Source organism: Paraburkholderia sp. 2C, from assembly GCF_054589215.1.
This window is the reverse complement of sequence record NZ_BAAILL010000065.1, coordinates 371,255-393,746: the sequence shown is the minus strand read 5'-3', so window position 1 is coordinate 393,746 and position 22,492 is coordinate 371,255. Positions and strand designations below refer to the sequence as shown.

The 22,492-nt window shown below is 63.5% G+C and carries 22 protein-coding genes and 1 tRNA gene; 7 read left to right on the top strand and 16 right to left on the bottom strand.

Features of this window, described 5'->3' with window-relative positions:
* Positions 1-46 precede the first annotated feature (46 nt).
* The 7 genes from ACYPXD_RS30645 to ACYPXD_RS30615 all read right to left on the bottom strand — a co-directional run bounded on the left by ACYPXD_RS30645 (position 47) and on the right by ACYPXD_RS30615 (position 4,643).
* Positions 47-655: a DUF3368 domain-containing protein gene (locus tag ACYPXD_RS30645; protein ID WP_459720745.1), complete on the bottom strand. Its 609-nt coding sequence runs from the start codon at positions 653-655 to the stop codon at positions 47-49.
* Positions 636-1,703: a helix-turn-helix domain-containing protein gene (locus tag ACYPXD_RS30640; protein WP_459720742.1), complete on the bottom strand. Its 1,068-nt coding sequence runs from the start codon at positions 1,701-1,703 to the stop codon at positions 636-638. Before ACYPXD_RS30640 ends, ACYPXD_RS30645 begins: the two co-directional genes overlap by 20 nt.
* A 222-nt stretch (positions 1,704-1,925) precedes the next feature.
* Positions 1,926-2,001: transfer RNA gene (locus ACYPXD_RS30635), tRNA-Ala, on the bottom strand.
* A 54-nt stretch (positions 2,002-2,055) separates the two neighbouring features.
* Positions 2,056-2,433, bottom strand: a complete 378-nt coding sequence (locus ACYPXD_RS30630) for a c-type cytochrome (protein ID WP_459720739.1) — start codon at positions 2,431-2,433, stop codon at positions 2,056-2,058.
* A gap of 23 nt (positions 2,434-2,456) precedes the next feature.
* Positions 2,457-3,254, bottom strand: coding sequence for a BON domain-containing protein (locus ACYPXD_RS30625; RefSeq protein WP_459720735.1), 798 nt, complete (start codon positions 3,252-3,254; stop codon positions 2,457-2,459).
* A gap of 20 nt (positions 3,255-3,274) precedes the next feature.
* A complete protein-coding gene (locus ACYPXD_RS30620; protein ID WP_459720732.1) occupies positions 3,275-3,862 on the bottom strand; it encodes a phosphoheptose isomerase in 588 nt (195 codons plus the stop codon).
* A 310-nt stretch (positions 3,863-4,172) separates the two neighbouring features.
* The gene (locus ACYPXD_RS30615) at positions 4,173-4,643 is read right to left on the bottom strand and encodes a YraN family protein (protein WP_459720729.1); all 471 of its coding nucleotides are present in this window, start codon (positions 4,641-4,643) and stop codon (positions 4,173-4,175) included.
* Here ACYPXD_RS30615 and rsmI point away from each other — a divergent pair.
* Positions 4,642-5,514: a 16S rRNA (cytidine(1402)-2'-O)-methyltransferase gene (rsmI, locus tag ACYPXD_RS30610; RefSeq protein ID WP_459720726.1), complete on the top strand. Its 873-nt coding sequence runs from the start codon at positions 4,642-4,644 to the stop codon at positions 5,512-5,514. The two genes, ACYPXD_RS30615 and rsmI, sit on opposite strands and share 2 nt — an antisense overlap.
* Before the next feature lie 69 nt (positions 5,515-5,583).
* Here rsmI and ACYPXD_RS30605 read toward each other — a convergent pair whose 3' ends face one another.
* Entirely contained in the window at positions 5,584-6,216 is a 633-nt protein-coding gene (locus ACYPXD_RS30605; protein ID WP_459720723.1) for a septal ring lytic transglycosylase RlpA family protein, read from the bottom strand.
* Positions 6,217-6,918: 702 nt separating this feature from the next.
* On the opposite strand from ACYPXD_RS30605, the gene ACYPXD_RS30600 reads away from it, so the two are divergent.
* From ACYPXD_RS30600 to ACYPXD_RS30590, 3 genes are all read left to right on the top strand, one after another.
* A complete protein-coding gene (locus ACYPXD_RS30600; RefSeq protein ID WP_459720720.1) occupies positions 6,919-7,563 on the top strand; it encodes an MBL fold metallo-hydrolase in 645 nt (214 codons plus the stop codon).
* The gene (locus ACYPXD_RS30595) at positions 7,560-8,177 is read left to right on the top strand and encodes a 3'-5' exonuclease family protein (protein WP_459720717.1); all 618 of its coding nucleotides are present in this window, start codon (positions 7,560-7,562) and stop codon (positions 8,175-8,177) included. Before ACYPXD_RS30600 ends, ACYPXD_RS30595 begins: the two co-directional genes overlap by 4 nt.
* A gap of 103 nt (positions 8,178-8,280) precedes the next feature.
* On the top strand, positions 8,281-8,739 hold the full coding sequence (locus tag ACYPXD_RS30590; RefSeq protein ID WP_075155524.1) for an Lrp/AsnC family transcriptional regulator: 459 nt from the start codon (positions 8,281-8,283) through the stop codon (positions 8,737-8,739).
* 149 nt (positions 8,740-8,888) lie between these two features.
* On the opposite strand, the gene ACYPXD_RS30585 is transcribed toward ACYPXD_RS30590, so the two are convergent.
* From ACYPXD_RS30585 to ACYPXD_RS30575, 3 genes are all read right to left on the bottom strand, one after another.
* Entirely contained in the window at positions 8,889-10,100 is a 1,212-nt protein-coding gene (locus ACYPXD_RS30585; protein WP_459720714.1) for a cation diffusion facilitator family transporter, read from the bottom strand.
* 354 nt (positions 10,101-10,454) lie between these two features.
* Positions 10,455-10,757 carry an H-NS histone family protein gene (locus tag ACYPXD_RS30580; RefSeq protein WP_219798272.1) on the bottom strand — a complete coding sequence of 101 codons (303 nt, stop codon included), beginning with the start codon at positions 10,755-10,757 and terminating at the stop codon, positions 10,455-10,457.
* A 357-nt stretch (positions 10,758-11,114) separates the two neighbouring features.
* Positions 11,115-11,780: a HugZ family pyridoxamine 5'-phosphate oxidase gene (locus ACYPXD_RS30575; RefSeq protein ID WP_459720711.1), complete on the bottom strand. Its 666-nt coding sequence runs from the start codon at positions 11,778-11,780 to the stop codon at positions 11,115-11,117.
* A 254-nt stretch (positions 11,781-12,034) separates the two neighbouring features.
* Between ACYPXD_RS30575 and ACYPXD_RS30570 the strand changes: the two genes are divergently transcribed.
* Positions 12,035-13,246: an MFS transporter gene (locus ACYPXD_RS30570; protein WP_459720706.1), complete on the top strand. Its 1,212-nt coding sequence runs from the start codon at positions 12,035-12,037 to the stop codon at positions 13,244-13,246.
* Positions 13,247-13,434: 188 nt separating this feature from the next.
* On the opposite strand, the gene ACYPXD_RS30565 is transcribed toward ACYPXD_RS30570, so the two are convergent.
* The gene (locus tag ACYPXD_RS30565; RefSeq protein WP_459720703.1) at positions 13,435-14,580 is read right to left on the bottom strand and encodes a branched-chain amino acid ABC transporter substrate-binding protein; all 1,146 of its coding nucleotides are present in this window, start codon (positions 14,578-14,580) and stop codon (positions 13,435-13,437) included.
* Positions 14,581-15,254: 674 nt separating this feature from the next.
* Between ACYPXD_RS30565 and ACYPXD_RS30560 the strand changes: the two genes are divergently transcribed.
* Together ACYPXD_RS30560 and ACYPXD_RS30555 are read left to right on the top strand one after the other, a co-directional pair.
* The gene (locus tag ACYPXD_RS30560) at positions 15,255-15,953 is read left to right on the top strand and encodes a dienelactone hydrolase family protein (RefSeq protein WP_459720700.1); all 699 of its coding nucleotides are present in this window, start codon (positions 15,255-15,257) and stop codon (positions 15,951-15,953) included.
* 72 nt (positions 15,954-16,025) lie between these two features.
* Positions 16,026-17,531 carry an amidase gene (locus tag ACYPXD_RS30555; protein WP_459720696.1) on the top strand — a complete coding sequence of 502 codons (1,506 nt, stop codon included), beginning with the start codon at positions 16,026-16,028 and terminating at the stop codon, positions 17,529-17,531.
* Positions 17,532-17,559: 28 nt separating this feature from the next.
* Here the strand turns inward: ACYPXD_RS30555 and ACYPXD_RS30550 are convergent, their stop codons facing one another.
* The 4 genes from ACYPXD_RS30550 to ACYPXD_RS30535 all read right to left on the bottom strand — a co-directional run bounded on the left by ACYPXD_RS30550 (position 17,560) and on the right by ACYPXD_RS30535 (position 22,209).
* Positions 17,560-18,852: an MFS transporter gene (locus ACYPXD_RS30550; RefSeq protein WP_459720692.1), complete on the bottom strand. Its 1,293-nt coding sequence runs from the start codon at positions 18,850-18,852 to the stop codon at positions 17,560-17,562.
* 191 nt (positions 18,853-19,043) lie between these two features.
* A complete protein-coding gene (locus ACYPXD_RS30545; RefSeq protein ID WP_459720689.1) occupies positions 19,044-19,355 on the bottom strand; it encodes a high-potential iron-sulfur protein in 312 nt (103 codons plus the stop codon).
* Positions 19,356-19,626: 271 nt separating this feature from the next.
* Positions 19,627-20,733 (bottom strand): NAD(P)/FAD-dependent oxidoreductase, encoded by a 1,107-nt coding sequence (locus ACYPXD_RS30540; protein ID WP_459720686.1) that lies wholly within the window; start codon positions 20,731-20,733, stop codon positions 19,627-19,629.
* A gap of 486 nt (positions 20,734-21,219) precedes the next feature.
* Positions 21,220-22,209, bottom strand: a complete 990-nt coding sequence (locus ACYPXD_RS30535; protein WP_459720683.1) for an AAA family ATPase — start codon at positions 22,207-22,209, stop codon at positions 21,220-21,222.
* Between the last annotated feature and the right edge of the window lie 283 nt (positions 22,210-22,492).

Here is a 22,492-nt window from a genome sequence, read left to right as displayed (position 1 = left end):
CATTTTCTAGAGAGAAGACGATCCGTTGCAGAGGTGCGGCGCGCTATCAGCAGGGTTCTTCGATTGGAGCCGGGGCGCGTTCCTGGTGGTTGGGTTGGTCGTACTGGTCGTGCTGGTCGTGCTGGTCGGGCTGGTCGGGCTGGTGTCCGGCCGTAACGTAAGGTGAGGCCGCGCCGCCGAGAGCCTCCAGCGTCTGCTCGGCCAAATCCCATGGCAGCCGCCTGCCGTTGCGGCGCATTTTGTCGAGGGCAACGTGGGCCGCTGAAACCGTGATGCTCCGCTTACGCACCATTTCGCCGAGCAACCAGACCGTACCCCTGACCTCCACCCGTTCCGCTTGCGCGGCCTGCCTTAATGCGGCGTCGCCGGTCAACAGAGGACAGGCCTCCGCCTCGGCCAATGCCAGCGCGAACAGATCGTTGCGCCCGGGCCTCGCGTGGTATCGCGCAAGTTCCTGAACGCGCTCGACACGCTCAGCCGACAGCGTGCGAACCTGCATCCCCAGATCCAGCAGATGGGCGTGCCGGTCCTGTAGTTCTTCATAGAAAAGAACGTCGGGTACTGCGAACTGGTAGTCGAGACTGAACATCGGTACGACGAGATCGCTCACCTCGACGTCGAACAGAATATTGGTATCACTGACTAGCAGGAGCATCGCTGCCCTCCATCGAGCGAACTCGCCGGAACTGTTGCAACGACATCTTCATCAGTTCCGCGGCCTTCGATTCGCCGATGTACTCCTCCGCGAGCGCATGGAACACCAGCTGCTCGAAGAGGTGCGCCTTTTCGGAAGGAAACGTGCGCCCCGGCTCACGCAGAAACCAGCCCTTCACACGGAACAGCTTCGCCTGCTCGTCCCGGTACGACGTCGAGATGATGCCGAGGTCGCGTGCGCGATAGAGAATGGCGCCCATCGACAGACCGAACTCGTCTTTTAAGAGCCCGAGTTCCTTGAACTCGATCGCATTCCGGTGTGCGCCAAGCTCTTGCAGCGCGGAAGGCCGCGGAAACAGAAAAGCGCCGGCAAAGCGATCGCACGCGGACTCGTCGTTGATGTTGCGCGAGAGACGGCCTTCGAGCATCAGATGGCCGAGCTCGTGCGCAAGCGTGAAACGCTGGCGATCCCCCGGCCAATGACGCCCGACCACGACGATCGGCATCCCGTTGACGCGCGCGGCGAGACCATCGAATTTGTGTTCGGCGTCCGCATCGATCATAAACACGCGCACGCCATTGGTTTCCAGCACGTCGATCAGATCAGGGATCGGGTCGAAGCCGAGCTGCCATGCCTCGCGAACCCGCGAGGCGACGTCCTCGATCTGCTCGATGGCGGTGATGGCCGACGGCAGGCGATCGACCGGCGAAAAGCAGCGGACGGGCGACTGCGGGAACAGGTTCTCGAGTTCGATGCGGCGTTCGATCTGATCGATAACCTCATGGGTGATCGCATCGAGCCGCTTTTTGGGCAGGGAGCTGTGTTTGCGGTATTCGATTCCTTCCAGCGCAAGCAGCGCCGGGCGGAAAAAATACTCGCTGCGCACATTGAGCTCGCGCGAGAGCCGCAGCAGGATGTCGCTCGAAGGCATGGCGAAGCCGTCTTCGTACTTCTTGATCGCGGCGTGCGAAATGCCGATGCGCTCGCCCAGCTCACGCAGAGATAGGCCGGCCGCCTTGCGAGCCCGATGAAGTCGAACGCTGAACATGGGTGCCTCTTGGTTTACATTTTTCGGTTGTTTTCGATTTATTGTAAACCATGAACGCGGAGATGTGTAGGTTGGCGAAATGCCTGAGCACACGCAAGCGCACGTCAGCGCGCCCGGTGAGTTGGCCGGTTACCGCAGCGGCGGGAGCGCGCAAAACAAAAACCCCGCGCGCCTTACGGCGCGCGGGGTTTGCGAAATACTACGGAACAACTTGAATCGGGTTGGTGGAGCGGATGAGGATCGAACTCACGACCTTCGCATTGCGAACGCGACGCTCTCCCAGCTGAGCTACCGCCCCAACGAATCCGGCAATTCTAGCACAGGCTTTTTGGGAATTGCCAGGCCAGCGCCGTCATTTCGAAGGCGCGCCGGCCAGCACCCAATCGACGACCGTGCGGATATCGGCATCGCTCATTGCCGGATGCGCGGGCATCGGTATCGCGCCCCACACGCCGGAGCCGCCATCCTTCACCTTGTGCTCGAGCAGCGTGTGCGCCTGCGCGTTGCCCTTGTAACGGCTTGCGACCTGCTGAAACGATGGCCCGACGAGCTTGCGGTCGATCGCGTGGCAGCCCAGGCACGCGTTGCGCTGCGCGATCTGCAGGCCGTGCGGCGCTTCGGCGGCGTGTGCGGCCGGCGTCGCCAAGGCACACATGGCGATTGCGACGCTGGCGCCCACGCGCTTGCCTGCGCGCGCCACCCGGCTCACGGCCCGAACGGCATGCTGCATGTGCACCAGGCTTCTGCGACGCTTCACTTCACCGCCTGCGGGCTACCCGGCTGCACATTCGAATTCGACACTGGCGCCGGCGGCTGCTGATCGAGCGGCTTCGACGACACCGACGCATCGGGCACCGCACCGGTCGTCACACCTTCGGGCGCCGCAGCCGCCGCGGGCGACGACGCGCTCGGCGCCGATGCCGCCGCGGCTGCTGCCGCTACCGCTTCCGAAGGCTCGATGTACTGGAAGACCTTGACGACCCTCGTCACGCCCGGCACGCGGCTCGCGACATTCGCGCCCTGCGCGCCTTCGTCCGGCGTCACGAGACCCATCAGATAAATCGCGCCGCCCTCGGCCACCACCTTGAAGTTGTTCGCGGACAGATCTTTCTCGGCGATCAGCGCGGTTTTCACACGCCCTTCGAGATACGTATCGTTCGTGCGCGAAGAGAAATCGGTGGGTTGGCCAACCGTCAGTTCGTTGACGATCGCATGCACGTTGTTGATGCCACGCACGATCGTTTCGGCTTTCTGCTTTGCGGCGTCGTCGGGCACTTCACCGGTCAGCAGCACGCGCCGGTTGAAGACCGTCACGTTGACATGCGATCCGTCGGCGAGGCCATCGTTGATCTGCGAGATCGCCTTCACCTGAATTTCGCGATCCTCGGTCTGCGCGCCAAGCGTGCGCCGGTCGGTCGCGACAAGCGCGCCGCCGCCCGCCGCGGCTCCGACCGCCAGCACGCAGCCTTGCAGCGTCGCGGCGAGGCCCGCAACCAGCCCCACCACGAGCGTGGTTCTCACAAGCGTACTTTTCACGCGATATGCGCTCATCAACTAGCTCTCCTTCGAAGTCACTCTTCGCCCAGCAACATCGCATCGATGCCGTCGCACAAACAGTGGATGGTCAACAGATGCACTTCCTGAATGCGCGCGGCCTCTTCGGACGGCACGCAGATTGAGATATCGATATCGGTCAGCACACCGTTCGCGTCGCCGCCGCCGTTGCCCGTCAACGCGACCACGACCATTTCGCGCTCGTGCGCGGCGTCGATCGCCGCGAGCACGTTGGCCGGGTTGCCGGACGTCATGATCGCGAGCAGCACGTCGCCGGGCTGGCCGAGCGCGCGGATCTGGCGCGCGAAAATCTCGTCATACGCGTAGTGATCGGCGAGCGAGGTGAGCACCGATGTGTCGGTTGTCAACGCAACCGCCGGGAGTCCCGGCCGTTCGCGTTCGAAGCGGCCGATCAGTCCGGCCGCGAAGTACTGCGCGGCGGCGGCCGACCCGCCGTTGCCGCACGCGAGAATGCGATTGCCGTTCGCAAGCGCGCCGAACATCGTGTCGACCCCGGCGGCGATCGGCAGCGCGAGGGTTTCCACTGCAGCGAGCTTCACCGCCGCGCTGTCGCGGAAGTGCTGTTGAATACGTTCGACTGACATCGACTCTCTATCTTGTATTGCGCGTTTTGTCCTACGCGAGTCTGGGCACCGCGTCGGCACCGTGCATCGGGCATCGTTGCGAGCCCCTGCAGCGAAGCGTTGCGATGGCGCATTCGCCTCGCGCGCAGATTGTCGTGCGCACCCTGCACTTGCGAGCATCAGACCGCTTTCGCGGCGCGGCGTTCGATGCCCGATGCGCGTGGCGCAAGTTTAACGTACTCGCGAGGCTTATCGCGCAGCCAAACTGCTTGTTGCGCAGCAAACGCTGTCGCGCGCGGCGTAGGCCGCTCGTTGCGCGACGCGGCGCGCTTCAGCTGTCGTCCGCGCGAAACGCATCGCGCAGCCAGACGAGACGCCCCGCTTCGAAAGCGATCACGTCGAAACGGCATGCGGCGGCCTCGTGCGGATGCGTCGCGAGGTAGTACTGCGCGGCGCGCACGAGCCGCTCGCGCTTATGCCGGCCGACACTCGCCGACGCACCGCCGTAGCCCGTCCGCGCGCGCGCCCGCACTTCGACGAACACGAGCGTGCCATCCGCATCGCGCATCACGAGATCGATCTCGCCGCCGCGGCACATGACGTTACGCGCGACGAAGCGCAAGCGCTGCCGCTGCAGATACGCGAGCGCGTGCGCTTCGAACTTCGCGCCGACGCTTGCCGTGGACGGTTTCGATCGCGCGATGTGTCCGGTACCCGCGCGCGGCGCGCTCGCCGCCTTCGCGCCGTCGGCGTGGTGGCACAATGTCGTGCTTCTTCCGTCAGTCTGCGTCTTCAGTCTCATGACCCCTCTCTCCGAACTCGCGCAGCAGCAGCACTATCCGCAAGGCGCGCTATACGTGGTCGCCACGCCGATCGGCAACAGCGCCGACATTACGTTGCGCGCGCTCCATGTGCTCGGACTCGCCGACCGTATCGCCGCGGAAGACACGCGCAACACCGGGCAGCTGCTCGCGCGCTACGGCATTTCGAAGCCTTTGATTGCCGTGCATCAGCACAACGAGCGCGCGGCAGGCTTGCGCATCGTCGAGCATCTGCAAGCGGGCGAGCGCGTCGCGTACGTATCGGACGCGGGCACGCCCGGCATTTCGGATCCGGGTGCAAAGCTTGTCGATGCCGTGCGGGAAGCGAACCTGCCCGTCGTGCCGCTGCCCGGCGCAAGCGCGCTCGCCACCGCACTCAGCGTGGCCGGCGACTGGGTCGCGACATTCTCGTTTCTCGGTTTCTTGCCGGCCAAAGCGAAGCAGCGCGCAGCGCAGCTTCAGCAACTGGCGGCACACCCGCACGCAATGGTGTTTTACGAAGCGCCGCATCGCATCGTCGAAACCGTCGACGCATTGGCGGCTGTATTCGGCGGCGCGCGACGTCTGCTGATTGCACGCGAACTGACGAAGTTACACGAGACGCTGCACGGCTGCACCCTGGCCGAAGGGCCAGCATGGATCGCGGAAGACGCAAACCGTCAACGCGGAGAATTCGTGCTCGTCGTGGAGGGCGCGGCGCCGCAGGCAGCAGCGGAAGACGAACACGACGCGCTGCTCGGCATTCTGCTCGAAGAGGTATCGGTGAGCAGTGCGGCAAAGATGGCGGCCGCCATTACGGGCGCGCCGCGCAACGCGCTTTACGCACGCGCGCTGGAACTCAAAAAAGACTGAAGGGCCGCACAGAGCGGCCCTTCGTCGGACGGTGCGCTCAGCCGGGCCGTGAGCGCAGGCCCCGCCAACTTACTTCTCGACGCTCGGATTGCCGTTCGCGGCGAGCATTTCCGCCTGTTCAACCTTCGCTTCGTGCTGCGTCAGCCCCGCGATCTGCACGCGTCCGGTGCCGGCGTGCTGCAGATGCAGAACCCGCGCGGCCGCATACGAGAGGTCGATCACGCGTCCACGTGCGTACGGTCCGCGGTCGTTGATCCTCACGACGACCGAATCGTTCGTCGCGGGATTCGTTACGCGCACGTACGAACCGAGCGGCAGCGTCCGGTGCGCGGCGGTCAGCGCATTCATATTGAAGCGTTCGCCATTCGCGGTACGGCGGCCGTGAAACAGCTTGCCGTACCACGACGCGCGGCCTGTCTGCCGGAAGTCCGCCACATCGGGGCCGTCGTCGCTCAGTGCGGACGCGTCGGCGAGCTTGCCGTCGGGATTCGAAGCGGGATTCGAAGCGTCGTCCGAAGCAGGCGCCGGCACATTGCTGGCGGAACCATAAGCTTGTGGGGCCGTTGCGGTCGCATGCTGCGTCGCTTTGGTGCTAAGCGGCGCGCTGCCGACCTGATCTCCCGAGCCCGGCGGCATTGCACAGCCTGCCAGGATCGAAAAGGCAAAAAGACCCCCAATACGTCGGGTGAGCCGAGTTTTCATAAGACAAACGATGTTACAAAGGCGAGCCGCATCACGCGAAGAACTGCGTGGATAGCGGCCCGGGCGGCAAAGACGAACTCGCGCGCCGCGCCCGAAGGCACGGAACATTGAAGCCCGTACACGGCCATCAGGCCGCTACCGCACGGTTAGTTTTCACGTCTGACACAACCTGTCCCCGCAGGCTTTGGCCAGACCCCACACGCCGCCATCGAACATGGCTACACGTTCTTGCACCCGAACAGCGGTACGTAGGAACGGCGGCGTAGGCCCCATCCAGCGTCACGGCAGCAAGGCCGTAGCAGGCGCATCGCGCCTGGCTGGACAAGACGTGTGCATCGAAGGTTTCGATGCTCGGATTTGCCGTCCGACAGCGACGGCACTTACTTGAAGGCAACGTTCATTCCGCTTTCTGACGACAAAACTACGGACGTCGAAACCGGGATGTGTCAACCGGTGAAGGTGCGCTCTTCCGCACGCAATGGGCGCATTATACCCAAAACGAAATTGCCGGTAGCCGAACCGCACTAATCTTTACACAATCTTTACCGAACTTGTAAAAATGCCCGAATGCGTGAGCGCCCGCGTGCCCAGTCGACGCGCGCCTGGAACAACTGCCAGCTCAAACGCAGAGGCACTGCGCGGCGTAAAGCAGGCGCCGGTACAATCGATTTTTCTTGCCCGCACGCTCTCCCCTCCGCTTTCATGAAAGTCACCCTGATCCCTGTCACGCCGTTTCAGCAGAACAGTTCGCTGCTCATTTGCGAGACGACGGGGCGCGCCGCCGTCGTCGATCCGGGCGGCGACCTCGACATCATTCAGCGAGAAGTTGCGCGCCAGAACGCGAGCGTCGAAAAGGTTCTGCTCACGCACGGCCACGTCGACCATTGCGCCGGCGCAAAGGCGCTCGCGTCGCACTATGGCGTACCGATCGAAGGCCCGCATCCGGACGAACGATTCTGGCTCGACAAACTGCCCGAGCAGAGCGTGCGCTTCGGTTTCCCGGCCGCCGAGACGTTCGAGCCCGACCGCTGGCTGCACGACGGCAACACTGCGCAGTTCGGCGCGCAAACGCTCGAGGTCTATCACTGCCCTGGGCATACGCCTGGCCACGTGGTGTTCTTTAGCCGTGCGCACCGTCTTGCGCTCGTCGGCGACGTGCTGTTCGCGGGATCGATCGGCCGGACCGACTTTCCGCGCGGCAATCACGATGATCTCGTGAACTCCATCCGCAGCAAGCTTTGGCCGCTCGGCGACGACGTCACGTTCGTGCCCGGCCACGGTCCGACTTCGACGTTCGGCGAAGAGCGCCGCACGAATCCCTATGTAGCCGACGGAGTCGGTGTATGAACGGTGAGATCTATGTGAGCACGGACGTCGAGGCGGACGGCCCGATTCCCGGACCGCATTCGATGCTGAGCTTCGCGTCCGCTGCGTACACACCCGACAAGCAGCTGATCGCCACGTTCTCGGCAAACCTCGAATTGCTCGAAGGCGCGGCGCCGCACCCGGTTCAGGAAGCGTGGTGGAAAACGCAGCCCGAAGCGTGGGCGGCCTGCCGCAAGGACTTGCGCCAGCCGGCCGAGGCGCTGGTCGCCTACGTCGAATGGGTCGAGGCGCTGCCAGGCAAGCCGGTGTTCGTCGCGATGCCGGCCGGCTTCGACTTCACCTTCATGTTCTGGTACATGATGCGGTTCGCGGGGCGCTGCCCGTTCTCATGGTCCGCGCTCGATATCAAGACGCTCGCATTCGCAATGACCGGCCTGCCGTATCGCAAGTGCATCAAGCCGCGGCTGCCGAAGCACTGGTTCGACGACCTGCCGCACACCCACGTCGCGCTCGACGACGCGATCGAGCAGGGCGCCCTCTTCTGCAATATGCTCGCGGAGCTTCGCGCAGCGCCCACTGTCACTGCCCTGGACGCCGGTGATGGGGACGGCTCAGGACGAAACGCCGCTGACTAACCCGCAAATTAGGCAATACGCCTCATAAACCGGCGTTTCGATTGCGTTTCGTTTTCGTGGCCTCTACCATGACGGAATACGGCGACGCCAACGGAGGCCGCAGTTGACACTCGATACGTTTTCTCAAAAGATCCTGCGCCTCTTGCAACTGGACGCCCGCCGTTCCGTGCAGGAAATCTCCGATCAGGTCGGCTTGTCCAGCACGCCGTGCTGGCGCCGCATCAAGGATATGGAGCAGTCGGGCATCATCCAGCGCTACACGGCTTTACTCGACCGGGAAAAACTCGGGCTGCACGTGTGCGCGCTCGCGCACATTCACCTTACGCGGCACACCGAAGGCGGCGTCGAACAGTTCGAACGGGAAATCGCCACCTGCCCGGAAGTGACCGAGTGCTACAGCACGACCGGCGAGTCAGACTACATCCTCAAGATCGTCGCGCCGGATATCAAGGCTTACGACACGTTTCTTCACGAACGCATCTTCAAGATCCCGGCGGTCGCCCAGGTTCGCACGAGCGTCGTGCTGCGCGAAATCAAGTTCGATACGCAATTGCCGCTTTGATTCGTGACGGCGTGCGGCTGTCGCAGGTCGGGCGCTGCGCGATTGCGGTTGCAGTTGCGTTGGGGTTGCGTTGGGTTGCTTCGGCGTTGGGTTGCTTCGGCGTCGGCATCGTCGGCGCGCGCGATCAGATCGCGTTGTGCTGTCGCCTGCTAATGTCCACTTTCGCGCCGCGCATCTCCAACGGCTGCGGCGTCCGTCACCCGCACATCGATCGCGCGCCGGGCATCGAGCGTGCGTGCGCCGAGCCTGCGCTGCAGAGCGGCGAGATCGATGCGCGCAAGACGCCGCGCCTCGTCGTCGTGTGCTTCGTCGGATGACGTAGCCGGCAACGTCACTTCGATGTCGAGCCCAGTACTCAGATAGTGAAGGTTGACGGCGACCGGTTTCAATCCGTGTTCGGCAAACGCCGTTTCGACTTCCGCGACCACGCGCTCGCGCGGCGGCATCCCCGCGGGCGGTTGCGCGATCGCATCGTTTTCCGGGTCGACGTGAATCAGCGCATCGAGCACGCGGTTGTCGGTCAGCACGCGCGTGCGCGCCGACTCCGCAATGTAGTGCCCCTCGGACACGGAAATAAGCGGGTCGACAAGGATATGCGCATCGACGAGCGCGAGATCGCCCATCTTGCGCGTGCGCAACTGATGCACGTCGCGCACGCCGGGCGTCGACAGCAGCAACGCGCGCACATCGGCGGCGGCCGGCTCGTCAAGCGCGCGGTCGGACAGATCCTGCAGCGCATCCCATCCGAACGACCAGCCCATCCGCGCCACCATGAAGCCGACGATTGCCGCCGCGATCGGATCGAGCAGACGCACACCACACAGGCTACCGACGATGCCCAGCGCTACCACGAGCGACGACGCCGCGTCCGAGCGCGCATGCCATGCGTTCGCGATCAGCATCGCCGAGCGCACGCGTTGCGCTTCGCGCAGCATGTAGCGGAACAGCCCTTCCTTCGAAACCAGCACGACAATCGCGACGACGAGCGCGCTCGCATGTACCGGTGGAATAGCTTGCAGATCGGTGAGCCGGATGCCGGCGCGCCACAGCATGCCAACGCCCACCGCGATCAGCAGGCCACCGAGAAAGAGTGAGGCGACCGTCTCGTAACGGCTATGGCCGTAATTGTGATCGGCGTCCGGCTCCGCGGCACTATGGCGGTTGGCGAACAGTACGACAAAATCGGAAATCAGATCGGCCAGCGAATGGACACCGTCCGCGATCAACGCTTGAGAATGGGCGAACACACCGATCGCAATTTGCGCAGTCATCAAAACGATATTGAGCACGATGCTGACGAACGTGCTTTTGCGTGCGACGCGGTGTTTCTCTGCGGGATGAACGGCAGTGCTCGACGACATACGAATAGGGCAGGATTCAACCCCTTCATTCTACGCGCCGGCTCGTTTGGCGTCAGTTAAGCCAACAAAATTTTCTTTTTGAATCAGGTGGTTATCTGAACGCGAAGCATTCGTATCGCGCTACATGCGGATCGCGGCGCACACCGTCGTGCCGCACGCGTCGCGAATTATCCCGATTTGTTTCGCTTTATAAGTGCGCGCAAACGCGCGTGCACAAACCGTTCAAGCAAAGAAGACAGACAAGCGAAGCAGACAAGCGAAGCAGACGCCCCACAAACAGAAAACCGCGCCCGGTTCCGGCAGCGCGGTTTTGTCGGCAGCGCACCAACGATTCGGTTACGCGCAGATTCGTATTTATTTCTGGATCAGAAATTTTTCACGATCCTGACCGGCGATCCAGCGCGGCGGCTTGCCGCGGCCCGACCATGTATTGCCGCTATCCGGATCGCGATACTTCGGCGCGACGCCCGTGCGAACCCGTCCGACTTTCGCATGCTTCGCGCCGCGGCCGCCACCCAGTTCCGCGAGCGTAATACCGTAGTCGGCCATCTTTTGCTTGATTTCGTTCAGCACTTCGGCATATTCACGTGCCTTCGCCTCTTCGATCTGCTTTTCAAGCTTCTCGCGCTGCGCGAGGAGTTCCTTGTAGGAAGACATAGGTTCCCTTGTCATTTGAAAAATGGACTGCCGGTCTTCAGCCGATTTAGTCCTTTGAAGGTGATCATGCCTCGGAATTTGCAGGCGAGATTAACACAGAAGATAAAGCCCCGAATAGGTGTCGCTCAAATTAATTAATTGCTATTTCCTAAATTTTCACCGAAGTGTCGAAAGAGGGTCGGGCAACACCGCACACTGATTGTTAATTTGTCAGAAAAGTTGCGTCTCCAATGAATGGATTCTGAATCGACTCTCGAATCATGAAACGAATTCGCTCAGGTAGTACGAAATCATTTCATTTTGTGAAAACTTTCCCAGTAACGATGGGATCACTTAAGCATTCCGCCGTAAATTGACTTAACCGGTAAGCACTGCAACGGTACAAATCTCGAATGCCGCATCGAGCGTTGCGGCGTCAGCCGCCGGCGACTCAAAAGCGCGGCGCGTGCGCGCGCCGTTGAGTCGAAAGTCCGCTCCGTAGCGGTCGACACCGAGCAATTCCACTTCGCTCGCGCGCCGGGGCCGCGCGTCGAAGCGCTCGATCAATGCGGCTTCGTCTTCGAATGCGAGCGGTTCGAGCGGATCGAGTTCACTGCCGTCGAGCCAGCCCATCATGCCGAAGCCGCCTATAAAGCGGAGCCGCTCCAGCGACAACGTCCAGAATGCGAAGTCGCCCAGCGCGAGATAGCGTCCGGCGTCCGGTTGATAGCGCAGATAGCGGCGCACGAAGAGCGGCGTCGCGTCGATCGGCTCGAACGTCCCGAGCAAGGTCACGCGCTGTGCATCGAGCACGTTGCCGTCCGGCGCATCGGCGACCAGAAAGCCCGCGCGCGCGTCTCCTTCGAGATTGCGCGTATGTTCGGCAAGACGGCTCACGAGAATGGTCGGCCGATGCCGCGCGTCGGGCGCGAAAGGGAGCATGGTCGGGTACGGAAAGCCTTGCGGCCGACGCGAATGTGTCGCAAGGGTGCCGACCGCGACGCGATGCAGCAGATCGAGCGGAGCGTGAGCGGGAATCTTCAAGGCGGCCTCGGATTTTCCTCAAGCATTCGTACGCAAATACCGCATACAAAGAGACGGCTGATAACCGTCCTCGCACGCATTGGTGACGCAAACGCGACGCAAACGCGACGCCAGCACGTGGCGCGCGCGAAGTGATGTAGACAACCGACCGACATATTAGTGCAGCGACGTGTCAGCGCGGTACCGCTCGCTTCGCTAGAATCGGGACTTTGCTTTCACCGCGCTTTCCTCTTCCCTCTACGACGAGACCGCCTGTGTCCGATCGACCACCCGACGTCGCGATGCTTCCCGCCGCCCATCGCGACCTGCCCGTGGCCGCGCGCAACCGCGCACGCTACGCGACGATGGCCCTGTTCTTTATCGCCGGCATGATGTACGGCACGTGGGGTATTCATGTGCCCACCGTGCGCGATCGCTTCGAGTTGAATCCGGCGCTGCTGTCGCTCGCGCTCTTCGCGGTGGCGGGCGGTTCGATTGCCGCGATGACCGCGAACGGTCCATGGATTGCCCGCGTCGGCACACGCCGCGCGTGCCTCGCCGGCGGTCTGACCATGTCGGTTTGCGCGGCGCTGATGCTGCTCGTGCCCGCGTACTGGATGCTGCTCGTTGTGCTTGCCTTCTTCGGCGCCGGCATGGCAACGCTCGATGTCGCGATGAACGCCGAAGCGAGCGCGGTCGAACAGGCGCTCGGGCGGCCGATCATGTCCGCGCTGCACGGCATGTTCAGCGTCGGCGGCATGGCGGGCGCCGCGGCCGGCGGCGCACTGCTCGCACACGGCATGACGTCGGTCGTCCATATGCTGCTCGCCGCCGCGGTCAGCGCCGCCGTGCTGCTGATCGCCTGCCCGTCCGTGCTGCCGCATGTACCGCATGCGGAGCATCCGGACGCGCACACGCCGCGCGCGAACCGCTGGCGCTCGCCGGCGTTGTGGGCGCTCGGCATCGTCGCGCTGATCGCATTGATCGCGGAAGGCGCGATGTACGACTGGGCGACTATCTATATGCGCGACGTCGTGCTCGCCACGCCGGCTGTCGCCAGTGCGGCCTATGCCGCGTTTTCCGGCGGCATGGCCGCGGCGCGTTTTGCCGGCGACGCGGTGCGCGCGCGATTCGGCGCCCCGCAACTCGTGATGACAAGCGCGTCGATCGCGTGCGTCGGAATGATCGGCGCACTGCTGCTGCCGCACACGATCACCGCAATGGCAGGCTTTACGCTGATGGGGCTGGGTCTTGCGAACATGATGCCGGTGCTGTTCGCGGCGGCGGCTCGCGTCAAGGGCATTCACGCGGCCGAAGGGCTGGCGCACGTCGCGGGGCTGGCCTACTTCGGCTTGCTGCTCGGGCCGGTGATTATCGGCGGTGTGGCGCAGGTAACCAGTCTGCCGATCGGTCTTTCCGTCGTTGCGCTCTGTGCGGCGCTGATCGCGTTCGCGGGACCGAAGGTTCTGCGGCGCCTCGGTATCTGATTACATTGCGCGAAACGTCGCGGCATTGCCGCGTCGCGAAGGCCGCTCAATAAAAAAGGCACGCGAGCCCAAAGCTGCGTGCCTTGCATACGCCGTTCGCGCAAACGAACTGACGATTCGTCGATTCGACGATTCGACGGAATGGCGAAACTGCCGCGGGCAGCCCGCCATCCATCGTCTCTCTGCTCTTACATCTTGACGACGTCGAGCAGCGTCTTCTTGCCGGACTTGTAGTTGTACAGCGAGATCACGCCGTGCTTGAGGTCGCCCTTCGAGTCGAACGTGGTTTCGCCGATCACACCCTTGTAGTCGGTGTTCGGCATCACGGCGAGAATCTTCGCCGGATCGGTCGAGTTCGCGCGCTTCATTGCGTCGACGATGATGTACACAGCGTCATACGTGAACGGTGCGTAGATCTGGATCGGCTGGCCGAAACGCTTCTCGTACTTCGCTTCGAACGCCTTGCCGCCTTCCATCTTCTCGAGCGCCATACCGGCTTCCGAGCACACGATATTGTCGGTCGCGTCGCCGGCGAGGTCGGCCAGCTTGTCGGTACACACGCCGTCGCCGGCCAGCACCTTCGCGCGCAAGCCGAGTTGCTTCGCCTGCTTGGCGAACGGGCCGCCCGTGGCGTCCATGCCGCCGTACATGATCGCGTCCGGGTTCTCACCCTTGATCTTCGTCAGAATCGCGCGGAAGTCGACGGCCTTGTCGTTCGTGGCGTCGTGCGACATCACGTTCAGGCCGAGCGACTTCGCGGTCTTCTCGAATTCGTTTGCGAGGCCCTGACCGTAAGCGGTCGAGTCGTCGACGATCGCGACGCTCTTCACTTTCAGGCCCTTCGCTGCATAGTTCGCGAGTGCCGGGCCTTGCTGCGCATCGGTCGCGACCACGCGGTACGTGGTCTTGAAGCCTTGCTGCGTGTAGGCCGGGTTCGTCGACGACGGCGAGATCTGCACGATGCCCGCATCGCTATAGATTTTCGAAGCGGGGATCGACGTACCGGAGTTCAGGTGGCCCACCACGGCGACGACCTTGTCGTCGACGAGCTTCTGCGCAACCTGCGTTGCCGTACGCGGGTCAGCCGCGTCGTCCTGCGGGTCGAGCACCAGCGTGATCTTCTGACCGCCGATCGTGAGCCCCTTCGCGTTGATTTCCTCAACCGCGAGACGGGCGCCGTTCTCGTTGTCCTTGCCCAGGTGTGCAATGCCGCCCGTCAGCGGAGCGACGTGGCCGATCTTGACGGTCTGGTCCGCCACCGCGCCCGTCGCCAACGTCGCAAACAGCATCGCCGCAGCGCTAATCGGCAACAGCTTTTGAATCTTGATGTTCATGTAAGTCTCCAGTTTCGGTCCCAAATCAACGTAATCGCCCTTGTGCCCCGCGTCCTTCACGTGTCGCTCAAATCCCGTGGACGACTGCGCCGGATGCATCGTTATGCACTTGGCAAGCACGTCAACCAGCCTGTTTGTGGCAGGTGGTCTTCGTACCAGCGCGCAAGTGTAGGCCATCAAATTAATTTGTGGGGTTTTTTTGAGTAAGTGGGATCACTACCAATAGCGTTTATCCCACATCATCGACAATGCACCGCTTTAGACCGCGCCAAAGCGCCCGCCGGTACGCGGTTTCGACGGGCTTTTCTAAAGATGCGCTTCAAAACGCCGTTAATACACAATCGCCTCGACGATGCCGCAACCGATGTCAGATCGCCGCGTCCGGACTGTAGGACGCAATCCGAAACATTGAGCGATTGATGACATAAGCAGCGACGCCTGTCATCCGATAATCGATACCCGGTCTGTTTCAATCCGCTTACGGGAAAACCCGCTTTCGCTGCAGTACGCCGCTGCAGTGCGCCCCTGCAGTGCGCCCCTGCAGTGCGCCCCTGCAGTGCGTCCCTGCAGTGCGTCCCTGCAGTGCGTCCCTGCAGTACGTCCCTTTTGGTGGCAAACTGGGCGCCGCTTTTCGGCCAAGCCTTTGGCCCACCGCTTCATAGAGGAGAATGAACGTGAGCGTGACTTCCCGTTGGATCGATATTCCCGCCGGCACCGACAGTTTCGGCGCCTATCTGGCGTTGCCCAAGAGCGGCAAAGGGCCTGCCGTCATCATCATTCAGGAAATCTTCGGCGTGAACGGCCATATTCGCGCCGTCGCCGAACAGTATGCGCAGGACGGCTACGTCGCCATCGCGCCGGATATCTTCTGGCGCACGCAGCCGCGCGTCGAACTGACCTACGCCGGCGCGGATCGCGACAAGGGCATCGAACTGCTGCAAAAGACCAACGTCGATCTCGCGGTGGCCGATGTCGGCGCGACCGCGGCCGCGCTGCGCGCGATGCCCGAAGTGACAGGCAAGATCGCGGCGATCGGCTACTGCTTCGGCGGCCGGCTCGCGTATCTGGCGGCCGCGCGGGGTACGGTGGACGGCGCGGTGGCGTACTACGGCGGCGGCATCCAGAACCAGCTCGACCTCGCGCCGAAAATCAAGGTGCCGATGCAGTTCCACTACGGCGAGCTCGACTCGGGCATCCCGATGTCGGCAGTCGGCGAAGTCAAGGAACGCTTCGCCGGCCGCGACGATGTCGAATTCCATATCTATCCGAATGCCGATCACGGCTTCAACTGCACCGATCGCGCAAGCTATCACCAGCATTCGGCCGCGCTCGCGCATGGCCGCACGCTTACGTTCCTCGGCGAACATCTGTAAACAGCTTCCTTCCGCTAAGCTTGTCGTCGCGGTGCGCACCACGCGCGCCGCTCATCGGGAGACGCTCAAGCCGTGCAATCCGACTATCTTGCCCACGACGCCATCGGCCTTGCCGAGCTCGTCAACAAGCGCGAAGTCAGCGCGCGCGAGCTGATCGACGCCGCGATTGCACGCGCCGAAGCCGCGAACCCCGCGATCAATGCGATCGTGCTGAAGGACTACGATGCGGCACGCCGCCGCGCATCGCGCGAGCGCGCCGACGGCGGCAGTCCCGATCATCTCGGCGCCGGACCGCTCGCGGGCGTTCCTTATCTGATCAAAGACCTGTTCACACCGGTAGCCGGGCTGCGCATGTCGCTCGGCAGCCGCCATTACCGGCACTTCGTGCCTGCCGAAGACGCGCCGCTCATTGCGCGTACGCGTGCGGCCGGCCTCAATATCTTCGGCAAGACGAATACGCCCGAGATCGGGCTGATGCCTTATACGGAACCCGAACTGTTCGGGCCGTGCCGCAATCCGTGGAGTCTCGATCACACGCCAGGCGGTTCGAGCGGCGGCGCGGCCGCGGCGGTCGCCGCCGGCATCGTGCCGCTTGCGCATGCAAGCGACGGCGGCGGCTCGATCCGCATTCCGGCATCGTGCTGCGGGCTTTTCGGGCTCAAGCCGTCGCGCGGCCGCCAGCCGCTCGCGGGCGAACCGGCGCCCGGCGACATGGGCGTCGAGCACGCCGTCTCGCGCAGCGTGCGCGACAGCGCGTTGCTGCTCGATCTGACCTCTGGCCATGCGGACGTGCCGCCCGGCGCGCCGGGCACGTTCCTCGGCGCGCTTGCCGAACCGCACGGCAAACCGCTGCATATCGCCTACGTGACGGACCCGATGTTCGCGCACACGCTGTCGGCCGACGCGCGCGCCGCGCTCGACGATGCCGCGCAACTCGCGCAATCGCTCGGTCACCGGATCGAACCGGTCTCGCTCGGCATCGACTTCGGCACGGTGCGCAGCGCGTTCCTCGCGATGTATTCGGTCAGCGCCGAGTCCGTCGTGTTCGACGCCGATCGCATCACCGGGCGCAAGCCCGCGCGCGACGAATTCGAAGTCTCGACCTGGACGATGGCGCATATCGGCCGCAAGTTCGGCGAGCGCCTGTTGCCGGGCGCGCTCGAAGAACAGCGCAAGCTGACGGCGAAACTCGCCGATCTGCTGAACCGCTTCGACGTGCTGTTGTGCGCGACGCTCGCGTCGGCGCCGATCAAGATCGGCGAGATGCAGCCGACCGCGTTCGAGAGAATGCAGATGCGCCTCGTCACGACGCTGCGCATCGAAGCGCTGATGAAGCGGCTGCTGGCCGAAGCGTCGGACAAAGCGTTCGCGTGGGCCGGATGCACGGAAGTGTTCAATATGACGGGGCAGCCCGCGATGTCGGTGCCGCTTTACTGGAATGCGCGCGGACTGCCGATCGGCACGCAGTTCGCGACGCGCAACGGCGGCGAAGCGACCTTGTTCCGGCTCGCCGCGCAACTCGAAGCGGCGCGCCCATGGTTCAACAAGCGTCCGCCGCTGATGCCGGCAAGCGAGTAGCTCGTGGCGCAACCACTCGCTTCTGGCGTCATGCCGGCTCGCGCATCGCGTCGAGGTCCGCATGACGTCCGGCCGGCATGCACGCCACCGAGACGATCGACAGCGCGAGACCGGCCATCACGTAATACGTCGGTGCGAGCGGCGAACCCGTTTCCTTGATGAGCCAGGTCACGACGAACTGCCCGAATCCGCCGAACAGCATGACCGCCACGTTGTAGGCAAGCGAGAGGCCGATCGAGCGCACGTTCGCCGGAAACAGCTCGGCCATCATCGCGCCGAACGGCCCGTAGTAACCGGACAGCGTGACGGACAGCATCGCTTGCACCAGAATCAGCTTCGATACGCTCGGTGCGCCTTCGAGCCACACGAAAAGCGGATAGATGAGCACGAGCGTGAGGACCAGCGACCACAACGACAAACCCTTGCGTCCGATTCTGTCGGACCATGCGCCGGCCACCGGCGCAAGCACCATCAGCAGCAGATTGCCGACGATCACCGCGGTGAACGATTCGCCATAAGGCAGCTTCAGTTGCTTGACCGCGAATGTCGGCAGATAGCTGATCAACACATAGATCGTAACCGTCAGCGCGATCACGGAGCCGAGCCCGCAGATCACATCGCGGCTGTGATGCGTGAACAGTTCGCCGAGCGTTGCGCGCCGCGCGTACTGCTTCGCGTGCAAAAACGCTTCTGAATCGGCGAGGTGACGGCGGATATAAAAGCCGATCGGCCCGATCACGAGGCCGAGTATGAACGGCACACGCCAGCCCCACGAAATCAGCGCATCATGCGGCAGCCCGCGCGTCACCGCTGAGCCGACCACGGCGCCGAGCAGCAGCGCGGCCGCCTGACTCGACATCTGCCAGCTGCCGTAGAAGCCGCGCTTCGAAAACGGCGCGGCCTCGATCAGCAACGCTGTCGAGCTGCCGAATTCACCGCCCGCGGAGAAGCCCTGCAGCAAGCGTCCGACCACGATCATTATCGGCGCGCCAATGCCGATCGCCGAATAAGGCGGCGCGATCGCGAGCAGCAGAATGCCGAGCGTCATCAAGGCGATCACGGTGGAGAGCGCGGCTTTCCGGCCCGCGCGGTCCGCATGGAGCCCGAGCACGATGCCACCGACCGGCCGCATGCAGAATGCGACGCCGAAGCTCGCGGTCGTGAGCAGGATCGACGAATAGTCGTTGCTGGTCGGGAAGAAAAGCTCGGCGATGACCACCGTCAGAAGGCCGAACACGGTGAAGTCGTACCACTCGAGCGCGTTGCCGATGACGGCAGCCGTGACCGCCCGGGCATTGAGCTTTGTGGATGCTGGTGCCATCGAGACTCTCCGGCCTGCATGTTTGAAGTTTGGACGCGAGTGTAAAGAGCGCTTCATGCGCTTTCAAGCAAAAAAACGTCCGTCGCGCGGTACGCAACGGACGTTTTTTCGGATATTGGCCGGTAAGCCGGTAACCGTCTCGCAAGCGCCGGCGTCGGCGCTCACCGCATGAGGCGCGCTGCTGCCGACGCTCAAGCCTTCTTGTTGTATGCGCTGCACCAGCCTTTTGCCGCGACCTGCTTGCCCGCGAACATCGGGCACGGCGCGAACGCGTCGGTCGGCTTGCCCTGGTAGAAGCTGCAGTTGCCGCAGTCTTCGCCGGCTGCGTATTTCGCGTATTTGGCCTTGTCGACTTGCGACGCATCCGCCTTGTAGCCAAGCGCCTGGGCGGTCGGGTCGCTTTCAGCGACCTTCGGCGCGTCGGCCAGCGCCTCGCGCGACAACGCGAGCGCCGACACGGCACCGATACTCGTAATCAGAAACGTACGACGGGATGATTTCATGGGGACTCGCTCCGTTATGTCTTGATCCTTGATCCAGGACTGGTCCGCCGTTCTTGTCGACAGCGGTATCCAAGCATAGCAATGAAGCGGGCGCATGGGAGGCTCGAATGTCCGTCATAAGCCTGTCGACAGCGCGGATTCCATGGCGCGGAACACGCAGCGGCACATGCGGGCAAACGCGCAGCCGCAGATGTGTAGCGGCGTGCGAGCGGAAGATAGACACCGGTGTCGCGCGTGCCTGCGACAGATGGACGCAGACACGCGAGCCTTGCTAGGCGCGCCCGGCCAGTTCGCAGACGCGCTGCGCAATCGCGAGCGATGCGGTGAGCCCCGGCGACTCTATGCCGAACAGATTCACGAGCCCGCGCACGCCATGCGCGGCCGCGCCCTGAATGAGGAAATCGGCGGCAGGCTCGCCGGGGCCGGACAGCTTGGGCCGTATGCCCGCATACGCGGGTTGCAAGGCGTGATCGGGCAACGCCGGCCAGTACGCGCGAATCGCCGCGTAAAACGAATCGGCGCGGCGCGGGTCGACATCGTAGTTGACCGAATCGACCCATTCGACGTCCGGGCCGAAACGCGCCTGGCCGCCGAGGTCGATCGTCAGATGCACGCCGAGGCCCGCGTCGTTCGGCATCGGGTAGATGAGCCGGCTGAAGGGCGCACGCCCCGACATGCTGAAGTAGTTGCCGCGCGCGAAATAAAGCGGCGGTACATAACGCGGATTCAGGCCGCGAATCTTCCGCGCCAGCGCATTCGCGTAGAGGCCCGCGCTGTTGATCACGCAGGCCGCGCCGATCGTCGTCGGCGCCGCGCCGCCGACCGTGACGATAAAGCGTCCGCTCGATGCCTCGATTGATTCGACCGGCGCATGAAACGCGATCACGGCGCCATCGCGCTCGGCATCGCCCTGGAACGCGAGCATCAATTGATGGCTATCGACGATGCCCGTCTGCGGCGAGAACACGGCATCGACGCATTCGAGCGCGGGCTCGAGTTCCTGCGCTTCGGCGCCGCTGATACGCATGAGGTCGAGCACGCCGTTTTCCCGGCCGCGCGCGAGGATGCTTTCGAGTTGCGGAATCTGGTTGCGCGCGGTCGCGACGAGCAGCTTGCCGCAGCGCTGATGCGGCACGCCCCGCGCCGCGCAGTATTCATAGAGAAGCTCGCGGCCGCGCACGCACAGCGCGGCTTTTTGCGAGCCGCGCGGATAGTAGATGCCCGCGTGAATGACCTCGCTATTGCGCGAGCTCGTTCCGACGCCAATCGCCTCGGCCGCTTCGAGCACGATCACCTCGCGCCCGCGCGCGGCAAGCGCGCGCGCGACGGCGAGACCGATCGCGCCGGCGCCGATCACCACACATTCGATTTGATCCATATTCGTTGACGCGGCCATTCATGCGCCGCGTTTTGCCTCGTCCACCCGGTGAAGATGAAGATCGCGTACGGTCACGGCAAAATTGTACGACGGCTCCAGAGACGCAAAAGCCCGAAGCCGGATACGGCTGCGGGCATGGCGATCTTCAACGCACTATCACACTACACCAGCGTTGACGGAGTGTACGCCGTCAACGCCCCGCATGTGTGGTTTAGCCGACCAATCCGATGATTTGCGCTTCGCGCTCCTGCAGGTGTCCGACGCACGAACATCAACGGCAATCGTTTGCGCGAACGCGCGCTTGCCCTTTTTCGTCGATGGCGAAGGGGCGGCGTCAGCGCGAATCGCTTTGCTATCGCGGTTCACACGTCAATAAACGGAATTAACCGGGGTCACGCATAACTCACTCGCTGCCCGCCCGGCGCGCGCCGCTTCCCGCCGCACCGGCGTTCGCTTTTACGATCGACGCTTCGCCATGCATTCGCGTCAACCGCGGTCCCGAAAGCCGATCGGCTTGCGCCGTGTCCGATGATCGAGCCGGATGTCGCCCGCTTCGATCTCGTCACGTCCGTCAATGCGCGCGGCGCCGAAGCCGTTCAGAATCGCGCGCCGCATCTCGCGCGGCGACGCGCGCTGCAATTGCTCGAGCGCCGCATCGGCAAGACACGCGGGAAAGCGCTGACCCCAGCCGTGTGCGCCGCGTATCTCGTCGTAGATCGATTGCGCGATACGTCGTGCGCCGGCGCAATCGGGCGCCGGAATTTCGTACACGTTCATCCGGTTCAGAATCGGCTCCGGAATCGCGCGCGCGTCGTTTGCGGTCGCAATCCAGATCACATGCCCCGCGTTGATCGGAACCTCCGCGAACTCGTCGATAAAGCTCTGCGCGGTATCGTGCTCGAGCAGCGCATAGAGCGCGCCGAGCGGATCGTATTGCGAATCGCCGCTCGCCTTGTCGATTTCGTCGACGGCGATCACCGGGTTGGCGTAGCTGCCGTGCACGAGCGCATCGAACACCTTGCCCGGCTTCGCGTTTTTCCATTGCGACGAGGCGCCGGACAGAATCCACCCGGCCGTCAGCGCGCCCATCGCAACATAGTGATAAGACGTGCCGAGCATGCGCGCGAGTTGCTTCGCGAAATGCGTCTTGCCGATGCCCGGATCGCCGAGCAGCAGGATCGGCATCAGTTCGAGCCGGTCGTCGGTTTCGATGCACAGCGCGACCTGCTTGCGTACATCGTCGAGCGGTTCGGCGAAGTTCGGCAAGGTGCCGATCAGATCGTCGATCGACGGCATGCGGTTCGGCTTCACGCAAAAGCGCAGGTTGCCGATCTTCAGCATTTTTTCGTAAGTTGCGCGCAGGGCTTCGTTCGCGCTGTCGTTCAGATCGTTGAGCGCGGTTTCGACCTGCTCGAGGTCGTACACCTTGCTGAAGGACGCTACCGCGATCTCCTGTTTGACCATCGCCGTTGTCATCGCTCACCCCGTTGTGCAAATGTTGCTCGTGGATCTTGCTCGTTGTGCGCACGGCGCCCGCCGGCGCCGTCCCGATTTCAGTGTAACGATGTGCGACGGGCTTGCAAGCCAGCAGCGGCGCGGGGTTGCTGCTAATACCGCTTGAACGCGCGGGACTACGTCACAATTTGCAGGATATTGTTGCTGAACCCTGGCCGCGGATCGGGGGTCAGAGAGGTTCCCGCCATCAGGCGTAAGATGATCGGCTGTCGGACAAAGCGCGGCCGCAACGATTCCGGAGACC

Bases quoted from the DNA above. Each gene is read 5' to 3' on its own strand.
- ACYPXD_RS30645 (WP_459720745.1), bottom strand. From the start codon at position 655: ATGCTCCTGCTAGTCAGTGATACCAATATTCTGTTCGACGTCGAGGTG.
- ACYPXD_RS30640 (WP_459720742.1), bottom strand. From the start codon at position 1,703: ATGTTCAGCGTTCGACTTCATCGGGCTCGCAAGGCGGCCGGCCTATCT.
- ACYPXD_RS30630 (WP_459720739.1), bottom strand. From the start codon at position 2,433: ATGCAGCATGCCGTTCGGGCCGTGAGCCGGGTGGCGCGCGCAGGCAAG.
- ACYPXD_RS30625 (WP_459720735.1), bottom strand. From the start codon at position 3,254: ATGAGCGCATATCGCGTGAAAAGTACGCTTGTGAGAACCACGCTCGTG.
- ACYPXD_RS30620 (WP_459720732.1), bottom strand. From the start codon at position 3,862: ATGTCAGTCGAACGTATTCAACAGCACTTCCGCGACAGCGCGGCGGTG.
- rsmI (WP_459720726.1), top strand. From the start codon at position 4,642: ATGACCCCTCTCTCCGAACTCGCGCAGCAGCAGCACTATCCGCAAGGC.
- ACYPXD_RS30615 (WP_459720729.1), bottom strand. From the start codon at position 4,643: ATGAGACTGAAGACGCAGACTGACGGAAGAAGCACGACATTGTGCCAC.
- ACYPXD_RS30605 (WP_459720723.1), bottom strand. From the start codon at position 6,216: ATGAAAACTCGGCTCACCCGACGTATTGGGGGTCTTTTTGCCTTTTCG.
- ACYPXD_RS30600 (WP_459720720.1), top strand. From the start codon at position 6,919: ATGAAAGTCACCCTGATCCCTGTCACGCCGTTTCAGCAGAACAGTTCG.
- ACYPXD_RS30595 (WP_459720717.1), top strand. From the start codon at position 7,560: ATGAACGGTGAGATCTATGTGAGCACGGACGTCGAGGCGGACGGCCCG.
- ACYPXD_RS30585 (WP_459720714.1), bottom strand. From the start codon at position 10,100: ATGTCGTCGAGCACTGCCGTTCATCCCGCAGAGAAACACCGCGTCGCA.
- ACYPXD_RS30580 (WP_219798272.1), bottom strand. From the start codon at position 10,757: ATGTCTTCCTACAAGGAACTCCTCGCGCAGCGCGAGAAGCTTGAAAAG.
- ACYPXD_RS30565 (WP_459720703.1), bottom strand. From the start codon at position 14,580: ATGAACATCAAGATTCAAAAGCTGTTGCCGATTAGCGCTGCGGCGATG.
- ACYPXD_RS30550 (WP_459720692.1), bottom strand. From the start codon at position 18,852: ATGGCACCAGCATCCACAAAGCTCAATGCCCGGGCGGTCACGGCTGCC.
- ACYPXD_RS30545 (WP_459720689.1), bottom strand. From the start codon at position 19,355: ATGAAATCATCCCGTCGTACGTTTCTGATTACGAGTATCGGTGCCGTG.
- ACYPXD_RS30540 (WP_459720686.1), bottom strand. From the start codon at position 20,733: ATGGATCAAATCGAATGTGTGGTGATCGGCGCCGGCGCGATCGGTCTC.
- ACYPXD_RS30535 (WP_459720683.1), bottom strand. From the start codon at position 22,209: ATGACAACGGCGATGGTCAAACAGGAGATCGCGGTAGCGTCCTTCAGC.